Below are 12,061 nucleotides of genomic sequence, written 5' to 3' on the forward strand. Positions count from 1 at the left end.
CTCCAATGATATTCTTAGTCCATGAGCTTTGGACCATTAACTAGCCCATGAGCCAACTCGGCTTGCGCTTGTCGAGGAACGATTGCACGCCTTCGCGCCCCTGCTCCGAGGCGCGGATCTGCGCGATGCGTTCGGCGGTGTCCAACAGCAGCGCGTCATCGACCGGCTGGCCAACGATTTCGCGCACCAGCGTTTTCGCCTGCGCCACCGCGTGCGGGCTGTTGCTAGTCAGCGCTTTCAGCACCTCGGCCGTTTTTGCTTGCAGCGCGTCGCCAGCGACTACCTCGTGGGCAAAGCCGATGCGCAGCGCTTCCTGTGCAGAGAATCGCTCGGCGCTCAGGAAATAGCGGCGTGCCGCGTTTTCGCCCATGGCCTTGATGACATACGGTGAAATAGTGGCCGGGATCAGTCCCAGCCGCACTTCGCTCAGGCAGAAATGCACGTCTTCCGCAACCAGAATGATATCGCATGCGGCGACCAGGCCCATGCCGCCGGCATAGCAGTCGCCCTGGATCTTTGCTACCACGGGCTTGGGACACAGGTAAATCGTGCGCAGCATCTGCGCCAGCTGCAGCGCGTCGGCCTGGTTTTCGGCATGCGTGTAGCCTGCCATCTTCTTCATCCAGTGCAAGTCCGCGCCGGCGCAAAAGGCCGTGCCATTGGCCGCCAGCACGATGGCGCGCACCATCTCGTTGCGTCCCAGCGCCTCGAAGGCGCGCGTCAGTTCGGCGATCGTCGTCTCGTTGAAGGCGTTGCGCACGTCGGGGCGGTTCAGGGTCACGCTGGCGACATTGCCCTCGATGACCAGCGTTAAGGTTTCAAATTCCATGGTTTTCTCCCTTATTGCCGCTTACATGCGAAACACGCCGAACTTGGTGTCCGGGATTTCCGCATTCAAGGCTGCCGACAGGCCCAGGCCCAGCACCATGCGGGTGTCTGCCGGGTCGATCACGCCATCGTCCCACAGGCGTGCGGTGGCGTAATACGGGTGACCCTGGTGTTCGTATTGATCCTTGATTGGCTGCTTGAAGGCGGCTTCTTCTTGCGCGCTCCACTCGCCACCCTTGCCCTCGATGCCGTCGCGCTTGACGGTTGCCAGCACGGAAGCGGCCTGGTCGCCGCCCATGACGGAAATGCGCGCATTCGGCCACATCCACATGAAGCGGGGAGAAAAGGCGCGGCCGCACATACCGTAATTGCCGGCGCCGAAGCTGCCGCCGATGATGACCGTGAATTTCGGCACACCGGCCGTGGCCACGGCCGTGACCATCTTGGCGCCATTGCGGGCGATGCCCTCGTTTTCATATTTGCGGCCCACCATGAAGCCGGTGATATTTTGCAGGAAGACGAGGGGAATCTTGCGCTGGCAGCACAATTCGATGAAATGCGTGCCTTTCAGGGCCGATTCGGAAAACAAGATGCCGTTATTGGCGATGATGCCTACCTTGACGCCGTAGATATGCGCGAAGCCGCAGATCAGGGTGGTGCCATAGCGGGCCTTGAATTCGTCGAAATCGCTGCCGTCGACGATGCGCGCGATCACTTCCCGCACATCGAACGGTTTGCGCGTGTCGACGGGGATCACGCCGTACAGTTCCTGCGTCGGATATTTTGGCTCGACGGATTCGCGCAAGGCCATCTGCTGTGGCTTGGTGCGGTTCAAGTTCGAGACGATGCTGCGCGCCAGCGACAGTGCATGTAAATCGTTCTGCGCCAGGTGGTCGACCACGCCGGACAAACGCGTGTGCACGTCGCCGCCGCCCAGGTCTTCGGCCGTCACCACTTCGCCTGTCGCCGCTTTCACCAGCGGCGGGCCGCCGAGGAAAATCGTGCCCTGCTCCTTGACGATGATCGATTCATCGCTCATGGCCGGCACATACGCGCCGCCAGCCGTGCAAGAGCCCATCACCACGGCGATTTGTGGAATGCCCTTGGCCGACAGATTTGCCTGGTTGTAAAAGATGCGGCCGAAATGGTCGCGGTCGGGGAAGACGTCGTCCTGGTTTGGCAGGTTGGCGCCGCCCGAGTCGACCAGGTAGATGCAGGGCAGATTGTTCTGGTCGGCGATTTCCTGGGCGCGCAAATGTTTTTTTACCGTCATCGGGTAATAGGTGCCGCCCTTGACGGTGGCGTCGTTGCAGACGATGACGCATTCCTGGCCCGAGACGCGGCCGATGCCGGTGATGATGCCGGCGCTAGGCGCGGCATCGACGCCCTTGGCATCCTGGTACATGGCGTAGGCCGCCATCTGCGAAAACTCGAGGAAGGGCGTGCCGGGATCGAGCAGCATTTGCACGCGCTCGCGCGGCAGCAGTTTTCCGCGCGCCAGGTGCTTGGCGGCTGCCGCTACACCGCCACCGGCGGCGATTTTCTCGACCTTGTCGCGCAAATCGTCGACGATGGCTTGCATGGCCGCGGCATTGGCCTTGAAATCTTCACTGCGCGGATTGAGTTTGCTTTCGATGTGCGGCATTGCGGTTCCTTTTTATGATCGCCCGGTCTCTCGGGTCGCGCTATTCGGGAAAACTGCCGTCGAGATAAAACCAGCGCAGGGCGCCGCCGCTCTTGTCTGCTTCGCGCACGAAGCGGCTCACTTCATGCAGGCGGTGCGCGCGGCCGTTAACCTTGTAGCGGGCCACGAATTCCACGCTGTCGCGGTGTATCTCTTCGGCTTGATCTGCTGATATTGCTTTACGTTGACGTAAACGTAAAGCAGATTTTACCTCAAGTCCCAGCCACTGGACTTTTTCTTCATCGGCAAATAAAGCTTCGCCAGGACAGGTGCTGGCATGCCAGCTGGCGCGCAGATATGCCTCGTCGCGCAAGGTAAACGCCGTGTAGCGTGAGCGCATCAGGGCTTCGGCCGTGGGCGGCAAGGCATCGCCCGCGATATACGGGCCGCAGCAACTGGCGTAGGAGGCACCGCCACAGGGGCAGGCGGCAGAGTTCAAGGGTGTGGGCATGCGCTGGCAATAAGGAATGGAAAAGAGGGAAAGTTCCGCAATTATCCGTCATATGGCAGCGGCGCTGCTGTTCGTCCTGCCGATTGCATCGGCACCGTTGCCGGGGCGGCCACTGTGGTCTGGCCAGTGTGGCCCAGCTTGTGTTGAGCAATAGCAAACCCCGAAATCCCCGCATTTTATTCATCCTCTCTCCCTGTGTTAGGGCCAATGGAGGCCTTGCCAGCATAGGAGGAGATGGTTTGCTGCGCCAATGAAAATTGCTTGTTTATCTATGGTACAAAGCTATACCCACGGTAAAACATTGTTTTTTTAAGCGTATATCCGTTATTTATCGCTATTTTCCATCGATTCATGGGTGGACGGGCTACGCGCAAGCGCCATCGCTATTACACTAGGAGGACAAGGAGAACTGTATGAGCCAGACCAGCGTAGAACTCAAGGTCGATTTAAATGACAATTCGCCTTTATATATGCAGATCGCCCGCAAGCTGAGCGATGACGTACGCAACGGCCGCTATCAGGTAGACCAAGCCCTGCCCTCTGAACGTAGCCTATCCGAACTGCTTGACGTATCGCGCGTGACTGCCCGCAAGGCCATCGACCAGCTCGTCGAGCAAGGCCTCGTCGTGCGCCGCCGTGGTTCGGGCAACTATATTGCCCCGCGTATCGAGCAGCCGCTATCGAACCTGTCGAGTTTTTCCGAGCAGCTGCAGCAGCGTGGCTACCGCCCCGGTTCGCGTTGGCTCAAGCGCGATGTCGTCATCGCCAGCAGCGATGAACAGCTGAGCCTGGGCCTGGCGCAGAACACGAAAGTGGCGCGCCTGGAGCGCCTGCGCCTGGCCGACGACGTGGTGATGGCGTATGAGGTGAGCGTGCTGCCATTTAGCGTGGTGTCGGACCCCGCCGCCGTGGGCGATTCGCTGTACGAGTACTTGAGCAGCATCAAGAAGGCCCCCGTGCGTGCCTTGCAGCACATCCGCGCCATGAATGCGACGGCCGTGTTGGCCATGCAACTGGGCATCCCCGATGGCCAAGCCGTGCTATTTATTACGCGCATCGCCTACCTGGAATCGGGTGAAGCGGTGGAACTCACGCATTCGTATTGCCGCAGCGATCATTACGATTTCGTCGCAGAAATGCGTCGCGCGCCGTAACAAGGCTGCCTGCGACGATTCTGTTGCCATCCATAAGCTCCCGTTGTGCCGGCACGCCAAGCTTTCATGGCCGATCTTGCACATCGGTACTACACTGGTGTCATCTTCACGCATGTTCTGACATCATGTTGAAAACTGAAACCCCGAGCCGGCGGCATCCGGATCTGGATCTGTACCCGGTGGCGCAACTGGTGGCGGCGCTGGTCGATGACCAGTTCTGGGCTGTCGAAGCCGTGCGGCTGGCGTCACCACAAATCGCGGCAGCCATCACAGCCGCCCTGCCCCGCATCGCCGCTGGTGGGCGTCTGCTATATGTGGGCGCGGGCACCTCGGGCCGCCTTGGCGTACTCGACAGCGTTGAACTCAATCCCACGTTTTCCTGGCCACCCGAGCGCGCTGTCGGCATCCTGGCCGGCGGCGCGGGTGCCATGTTTGCGGCCGTCGAAGGAGCGGAAGATGATCTGCAACAAGGCGAGCGGGACTTGCTGGCCCTGCAGCCGCAAGCCAACGATGTCGTGATCCTGCTGGCCGCCTCCGGCGCCACGCCCTACGTGCTGGGTGCGCTACTGGCCGCGCGCAAGGCTGGCGCCTTGAGCATCGGCATTGCCAACAATCAGGGCGCTCCAGTGGCACACGAGGCGCAATGCGGCATCGTGCTCGACACGGGCGCGGAAGTCATTTCCGGCAGCACGCGTTTGAAAGCGGGCACGGCGCAAAAAATCACCCTGAACACGATTTCCAGCGCCCTGATGGTGGGTTTGCATAAAACTTACGGAAACTTGATGGTAGACTTGAAGCCGACCAACGCCAAGCTGATCTGGCGGGCGGTGCGTCTGACCATGCATGCCACCGGCGCTAGCGAGGCGCAGGCCAGGAGCGTGCTGGAGCAATGCCACTATCACGTCAAGGTGGCGATTGTTGCCTTGATCAAAAAAATCAATACAGACCAGGCACAGGCATTGTTGGCCGGCGCGGACGGCAGTGTGCGGGCGGCACTGGCGGCTTGAGCTGAGGGCGCAGCATTCTTCTGTCTGGGAGACAAAGAAGGATGTATGGAGCTAGTGCAACAAACCATTCCGGCGCGCGCAAACAAGCCGTGGCTATGGATCCCCTCCCTGTATTTCGGCCAGGGCATCCCCTATGTGGTGGTCATGACCTTGTCCGTGATCATGTACAAGAACTATGGTTTTTCCAATACGGATATCGCGCTGTATACCAGCTGGCTGTACTTGCCGTGGGTGATCAAGCCCCTGTGGTCGCCCTTCATTGACATGTACCGTAGCAAACGCTTTTGGATCGTCGGCTTGCAGCTGCTGATCGGCGCCGCGCTGGCGCTGGTGGCCCTGACGACCTCGCTGCCGCATTTTTTCCAGATCAGCCTAGCCATCTTCTGGCTGATGGCCTTTAGTTCCGCCACGCATGATATTGCCGCCGACGGCTTTTACATGCTGGGCCTGGAAGAACACCAGCAAGCGGCCTTCGTCGGCGTGCGCAGCACGTTTTATCGATTGGCCATGATCGCTGGCCAGGGCGGCCTGGTGTTTCTGGCCGGCTACCTGACGCATGCGACAGGCAATGTGCAGCTGGCCTGGTCCGTTGTCTTTGCGATTTTGGCGGGCCTCTTCATCGCCCTCTTCCTGTATCACTATTTTGTCTTGCCGAAGCCCAAGGACGACCATGCCAGCATCTTGGACGCCGGTATTTCTCCTTTGCAAGAGTTCCTCGCCACCTTTGCTGCCTTCTTCAAGAAGAAGGATATTTTCGTCATTCTGGGATTTTTACTGCTGTTCCGTCTCGGTGAAGCGCAGCTGTTGAAGCTGGCCGCCCCCTTCCTGCTCGACCCCGTTGCCAAGGGCGGCCTGGGCCTGAGCACGGAACAGGTGGGCCTGGTCTACGGCACCATCGGCGTGATTGCGCTAACCCTGGGTGGATTGCTGGGAGGGTTCATCATTTCCCGCTTTGGCTTGAAACGTTGCCTGTGGATCATGGTGCTGTCCGTCCACTTGCCCGACCTGGTCTTCGTCTACCTGGCCAGCGCCTTGCCCAGCAGCATTTATGTGATCGCCGCTGGCATTGCACTTGAGCAATTTGGCTATGGCTTCGGTTTTGCTTCGTATATGTTGTACATGATCATGGTTTCCGATGGCGCGCATAAAACGGCCCATTACGCCATCTGCACGGGTTTCATGGCCCTGGGCATGATGCTGCCTGGCATGGCCAGCGGCTGGATTCAGCAAATGCTCGGTTACCAACATTTCTTTATCTGGGTCTGCATCGCCACCATTCCTGCCTTCATCATGGCCGCGCTGGTCAAGATCGATCCCGCATTCGGCAAGAAAGCCGCCGCCTGATTCTTTTGAACGGTGCGCCCGCAAGGATGACGGGCGCACAGTAAAATGCGCCACCGATACACCTGCGCTCCACCATTGCAAGGAATTGTTTTGTTGTCTACTTTCAAAAAACGTCTGGGCGCCACGGCTGGCGTGCTCGCTGCGCTGGCCACCGCCACATTGCTCAGCAGCTGTACCAGCACCAAGATGCCCTCCGCAGTGACGCCGGGCGAAGCGGGTTTGCCGGCCGTGCCGCCGGTGCAGCACATTACGGGCGAAGTGCCGCCGCCGGCGCCGCGCGAGTTTCGCGCCGCCTGGGTGTCGACGGTCGCCAATATCGATTGGCCCAGTCGCAGCAATTTGCCGGTGGCCAAGCAGCAAGCCGAGGCGATCGCCATCCTCGATCGCGCCAAGTCCTTGAATCTGAATGCGATTGTGTTGCAGGTACGGCCCAGCGCCGACACGATTTACCCGTCGCAACTGGAACCGTGGTCGGAATACCTGACCGGCAAGCAAGGCCAGCCGCCGCTGCCCATGTATGACCCGTTGGCTTTCTGGGTGGCCCAGGCGCATGCGCGCGGCCTGGAATTGCACGCCTGGTTCAACCCTTATCGCGCCCGTCACGCGACAGCCAAGTCGCCGCTGGCACGCGACAGTTTCGCTTCCACCAATCCGGCGTCCGTCAAGCAATACGGGCGCTACCTGTGGATGGATCCCGGTGATGCCGCCGCTTCCAAGCACACGACGGACGTGGTGCTGGACGTGGTGCGCCGCTACGATATCGACGGCGTGCACATCGACGATTACTTTTATCCGTATCCGATCGACGCGCCTGGCGCCGGTGCGGGAGCCGAGGCGGCCGCGCTGGATGCGGGCAATGGCGGCGTCAAGCGCGAATTGCCGTTTCCTGATGAGCCTTCCTGGCAGCGATATCTGCTGGCCGGTGGCCAGCTGGACCGCTCTTCCTGGCGCCGCCAGAACGTCAACCAGCTGATCGAAGCCCTGTACACCGGTATCCATCGCGAGAAGAGTTGGGTGCGCTTCGGCATCAGCCCATTTGGCATCGGCCGTCCGGATCGCCGTCCGGCCGGTATTGTCGGCTTCAGCCAGTACGATAAATTGTATGCGGATGCCGAACTGTGGCTGGCCAAGGGCTGGCTCGATTATCTGTCGCCGCAGCTGTATTGGCCCGTGGCGCAGGCGCCACAAGCGTTTGGCGTGCTGCTCGACTACTGGCTTGCGCAAAATCCCTATGGCCGCCACGTGTGGCCCGGTTTATATACTAGCCGCATCGACAATTCCGCCAAGTCCTTTACGCCGCAAGAGATCATCCAGCAGATCGAAGTGACGCGCACGCGCCCCGGCGCGAATGGGCAAGTGCATTTCAGCATGGTGCCCCTGATGCAGAACCGCAAGGGTGTCAGCGAGCAACTCAAGGCGACCGTGTATCAAAGCCCTGCTCTGATTCCCGCCACGCCATGGCTGGGCAAGGAAGCACCGGGTACGCCGGTGCTGGCCTTGCGCCGCGATTCCAGCAGTCTGAACGTCAAACTGACGGCGGGCGGCGGCAAACCCGTGGCCCAGTATGCCGTCTGGGCCCGCTATGGCGAAGACTGGCGCTTCACGGTGGTCACCGGCGTGCAGGGCGAGTTGACCCTGGTTGATGATGCCACCAGTAAAGTCAACGCGGTGGTGGTGAGCGCCGTGGACCGGCTTGGCAATGAAAGCGCACGCGTTACCGTGCGCGGCCCGTTTGCCGGCCCCGCCAAGTCATTCTTGACCGTACAGCCCTAGTCCATAAGCTGCAGGCATGAAAAATGCGCAAGCTTTCATGCCTGCAAGCGCTACTTGGCTTTACACTTATGCCATGATTTCCTTTCCTACTGCCAATGATGCGGCGCCCGTGCTGGGCCTGGGCATCGACGCGGGCGGTACGCAGACGCGCTGGGCTTTGGCTAGCGTGGATGGCGTCATCGTGGCCGACGGTGTCGTGGAAGGCTTGTCTGCCTTAAAAATGAACAGCGATGCTGGCCGTGCAGCCGTGTACGCCACGTTTGCCCGGCTGTGCCAAGCCGTGCTGACGGTCGGCCAGCCGCGTGCCGTGGTGGCGGGTTTGACGGGCTTTGGCGGCGACGATGTTGTGCTGGTGCAAATGCTGGCCACTCTGCTGGCGCTGGACGCCGGCAAGATCAGCGTGGGCAACGATATCGAGATTGCCTACCGCGACAGTTTTGAACCGGGCCAAGGTTATCTGGTCTACGCGGGCACCGGTTCGATTGCTGCCTGGATCGATGCCGATGGCGCGTTTCACCGCGCGGGCGGGCGCGGCGTGTTGCTCGACGATGGCGGTGGTGGTTACTGGATCGCGCGTGAAGCCTTGCGCCATATCTGGCGCCGCGAAGACGAGGCGCCCGGCAGCTGGCAAAGTTCGCCCATGGCCGAAGCCGTGTTTGCGCAACTGGGCGGCAGTGAGTGGTCGCTGTCGCGCGCCTTCATGTATGGCCAGGAGCGCGGCGCCATTGGCCGGCTGGCGCTGGCCGTGGCCGCCAGTGCCGATACCGACCCGCTGGCGCTGGACATCTTGCAGCGTGCGGGGCAGGAGTTGGCGCGCTTGGCCCTGGCCCTGACGGCGCGCTACGGCGCCCGTCCTGTGGTGCTGGCGGGGCGTGCGGCACAATTGCACCCAGCCATCGCGGCGGGCATGCGCGCCGCTTTGCCGGTAGCGTTGATGCTGGAGCAAAAAGTTGCCCGTTCTCATGAGGCTGCTGCCAGGCTGGCAGTCAGGACAGCCAGCTTGTATGCCGACAAAGACTGACTATTTTACTAACCCGAACATGGATTTTGCATGAAAAAAATCGCCCTCGCCTTGCTGGTGGCCCTGCTCTCCGCCTGTACCACGCCGGCGCCGCACCTCGACCGTAGTCTGACGGCGCGTGGCCAGAGCCCGCGCGTGAAATTCATTGTCATCCATTACACGGTCAGCAACTTGCCGCGTTCGATCAAGATCCTGACGGAACAAGTGGTCAGCAGCCATTATTTGCTGACCGACACGGACAAGCCAAAGTTTTACGTGCTGGTGGACGAATCGCGCCAGGCCAACCACGCGGGTGTGAGTAACTGGAAGACTTATACACAGTTGAATGTTAGCTCGATCGGCATCGAGATCGTCAACCCCGGCTACAAGGACACGCCGGAAGGGCGTGTTTGGTACCCGTTCCCGCAGGCACAGATCGATGAACTGATTCCGTTGCTAAAAGACATACAGGCGCGTTACAACATCGCGCCGGAAAATATCCTGGGCCACAATGAAATCGCCCCGCAGCGCAAGCAAGACCCGGGTCCGCTGTTTCCATGGCGCCAGCTAGCCGATGCAGGCTTGATCGTCTGGCCCGATGCTAACCGTGTTGCCGCGCAGCGCCTTATTTTTGAGCAGCAACTGCCGGACGCCGTCTGGTTCCAGAAAAAGCTGGCCCAGCACGGCTATGCGACGCCGAATACGGGCATCTTCGACGAAGCGACGCGCAATGTGCTGATCGCCTTCCAGATGAAATACCGCAACACATTGTTTGATGGCAGCCCGGATGCCGAAACGGCGGCCCTGCTGGAAGTGCTGACGACACCGGCGCCAGCTGTTGTAGCAAAGTAGCACGGCTGTTCCAGCGGCGGGTACGGGCATTGATGATTTAAATGAACGCTTGTACCCGGGTGCGGTAGTAACTCAAGTAGTTAGAACACTTGTAAGCCTTTCAGCATCACGATCAGGATCAGCACGGGCGAGACAAAGCGCAGCAGGAACAGCAGTCCATGTGCCAGGGCCTTGTTCTGCAACTGGCCGTGATTGCTGATCGCATCGATAAAATGGTGCTTGCCCCAGGCCCAGCCTGTAAACAAGGCAATCCCGATGCCACCAACGGGCAGGAAAATATTCGACGAGACGAAGTCGAACAGATCAAACATAGTCAAGTTAAACAGCTTGAAGTCTGCCAGAGTGCTGTTACTCAGGGCGCACACCGAGCCTAGCGCGGCCAGCAACAGCATGGTCACGACCGTGGCTTTGCTGCGCGTCCAGCCGAAGCGTTCATGGAAAATCACCACGGGCACTTCCATCAGCGATAGCATCGCCCCCGTAGCGGCTACGGCGGCCAGGATGAAGAACACCACCATCAGCGCTTGCCCCATTGGAATTTGCGAGAACACGGCTGGGATGGTGATGAACACCAGCGACGGTCCCGCACTGGGTGTGAAGCCAAACGTAAACACGGCGGGGAAGATAGCGATACCGGCCAGCATCGATACACCTAGGTCGGCGGCCATTACGCGCAGGGTTGTGACGGGGATATTCTGGTCATCGCGGAAATAGCTGCCGTAGGTCATCATCGTACCCATGCCGACGGACAATTTGAAGAAGGCCAGGCCCATGGCCGTCAGTACGACGGGGGCCGTCAGCTTGGAAAAATCAGGACGGAACAGAAAGGCCAGGCCCTCGCCTGCTTTATCGAGCGACAGGCTGACCGCGCATAGCAGCAGTAGTAACAGAAATAGCAAGGGCATCAGTTTCTTGGCGATCGCCTCGATACCTTTGGTCACACCCAGCATCAATATGCCACCGATAAACAGCAGCACGCCCCATTGCCAGAATAGCGATTGCAGGGGATTGCTAATTAGTGAGGCGAAGGCCGCTTCCGTCACCAGCTTATCGCTGCTGAGGATAGAGCCGTCGATGGCCTTGGCGATATACGCAAACACCCAGCCTACGACTTCTGAGTAAAACGCGACGATCAGAAAGGCGGCCACCATGCCGATCACGCCAAGCAGCCACCAGGGCTTGCCTTTCGGTGCCAGCTGTTCCATGGTGGAGATGGGATTGACCTTGGCCCGGCGCCCCAGAGTGATTTCCGCGATCATCACGGGCAGGCCTACGAATAAGGTGGCGAGTAAATAGATGAGCAGAAAGCCGGCACCGCCATTCGCGCCCGTAAGATAGGGAAACTTCCAGATGTTGCCGAGACCGACTGCCGAGCCGAGGGTGGCGGCGAGTACGCCGAAGCCAGTGGTAAAGCCAGCTCGTTTCAGGGTCAGGCCTGATCCTTGAGCTTGTTGTTTCATGGTGAATCTTCTATGGTTCTATATGTAGGCAAGCGCCGTTTGGCGCGAAGGGGGTGAAATTGTAGCAGTTGAATGCAAAAGTCCCGGAAAACCCTTGCTTCTACAGGGGGGCTTTGCTATAGTTCGCCTCCCCAATGAGACGCACTAGTTTGCGGCACAAAGGGACAGCCTTCAGGGGCTGGGTAGTAAAAAGTTTTTTAGCGCAATGCGCTGAAAAACGGAGTTGACGGATTTAGTAAAATGCTTCATACTCTTTCTTCTTCGCAGCTGACAAACACAACGCTTTGTCGATAGCGCGAGAGTGGTAAATAAGTAGTGCCGAATACGTTCTTTAACAATTAACAGTCGATAAGTGTGGGCATTTGATGTAAGTGCAGCAGCGATCTTCGGGTCGCTGTAAAACTTAAAATATCAAATGTTCACAAGAAATAATGAAATAGGCGCTACGAAAGTAGTGGCCTGTCAGTTTTTTGAGTGAGCGACCCATCAGCAATGATGGTGCCGGTAA

10 protein-coding genes are annotated in these 12,061 nt (G+C 59.4%); 6 read left to right on the top strand and 4 right to left on the bottom strand.

Translation table 11 applies throughout. The features are described 5' to 3' along the window. Positions 1–40 precede the first annotated feature (40 nt). Genes ACQ4V8_RS14915 through ACQ4V8_RS14925 form a run of 3 tightly spaced genes read right to left on the bottom strand, consistent with a single transcriptional unit; the run spans position 41 to position 2,963 of the window. Positions 41–829, bottom strand: a complete 789-nt coding sequence (locus ACQ4V8_RS14915) for an enoyl-CoA hydratase/isomerase family protein (protein WP_010393993.1) — start codon at positions 827–829, stop codon at positions 41–43. A gap of 21 nt (positions 830–850) precedes the next feature. Further along, positions 851–2,473, bottom strand: coding sequence for a carboxyl transferase domain-containing protein (locus ACQ4V8_RS14920; protein ID WP_010393995.1), 1,623 nt, complete (start codon positions 2,471–2,473; stop codon positions 851–853). 40 nt (positions 2,474–2,513) lie between these two features. After that, positions 2,514–2,963 (bottom strand): YchJ family protein, encoded by a 450-nt coding sequence (locus tag ACQ4V8_RS14925; RefSeq protein ID WP_010393997.1) that lies wholly within the window; start codon positions 2,961–2,963, stop codon positions 2,514–2,516. Positions 2,964–3,376: 413 nt separating this feature from the next. On the opposite strand from ACQ4V8_RS14925, the gene ACQ4V8_RS14930 reads away from it, so the two are divergent. From ACQ4V8_RS14930 to ACQ4V8_RS14955, 6 genes are all read left to right on the top strand, one after another. Then, positions 3,377–4,117: a GntR family transcriptional regulator gene (locus tag ACQ4V8_RS14930; RefSeq protein WP_436571744.1), complete on the top strand. Its 741-nt coding sequence runs from the start codon at positions 3,377–3,379 to the stop codon at positions 4,115–4,117. Positions 4,118–4,242: 125 nt separating this feature from the next. Then, complete coding sequence (locus ACQ4V8_RS14935; protein WP_010394001.1) at positions 4,243–5,124, top strand: N-acetylmuramic acid 6-phosphate etherase; 882 nt, start codon at positions 4,243–4,245, stop codon at positions 5,122–5,124. A gap of 45 nt (positions 5,125–5,169) precedes the next feature. Next, a complete protein-coding gene (locus ACQ4V8_RS14940; protein ID WP_010394003.1) occupies positions 5,170–6,468 on the top strand; it encodes an MFS transporter in 1,299 nt (432 codons plus the stop codon). Between the two features lie 90 nt (positions 6,469–6,558). Next, complete coding sequence (locus tag ACQ4V8_RS14945) at positions 6,559–8,241, top strand: glycoside hydrolase family 10-like protein (protein WP_010394004.1); 1,683 nt, start codon at positions 6,559–6,561, stop codon at positions 8,239–8,241. 73 nt (positions 8,242–8,314) lie between these two features. Further along, entirely contained in the window at positions 8,315–9,262 is a 948-nt protein-coding gene (locus ACQ4V8_RS14950; protein ID WP_050855851.1) for an N-acetylglucosamine kinase, read from the top strand. Positions 9,263–9,292: 30 nt separating this feature from the next. After that, entirely contained in the window at positions 9,293–10,093 is an 801-nt protein-coding gene (locus tag ACQ4V8_RS14955; protein ID WP_010394009.1) for an N-acetylmuramoyl-L-alanine amidase, read from the top strand. A gap of 80 nt (positions 10,094–10,173) precedes the next feature. Here the strand turns inward: ACQ4V8_RS14955 and ACQ4V8_RS14960 are convergent, their stop codons facing one another. Further along, positions 10,174–11,553, bottom strand: coding sequence for a sodium-dependent transporter (locus tag ACQ4V8_RS14960; RefSeq protein ID WP_010394012.1), 1,380 nt, complete (start codon positions 11,551–11,553; stop codon positions 10,174–10,176). Between the last annotated feature and the right edge of the window lie 508 nt (positions 11,554–12,061).

The organism is Janthinobacterium paucivorans, from assembly GCF_051380805.1.
Classification (GTDB): domain Bacteria; phylum Pseudomonadota; class Gammaproteobacteria; order Burkholderiales; family Burkholderiaceae_D; genus Janthinobacterium; species Janthinobacterium lividum_D.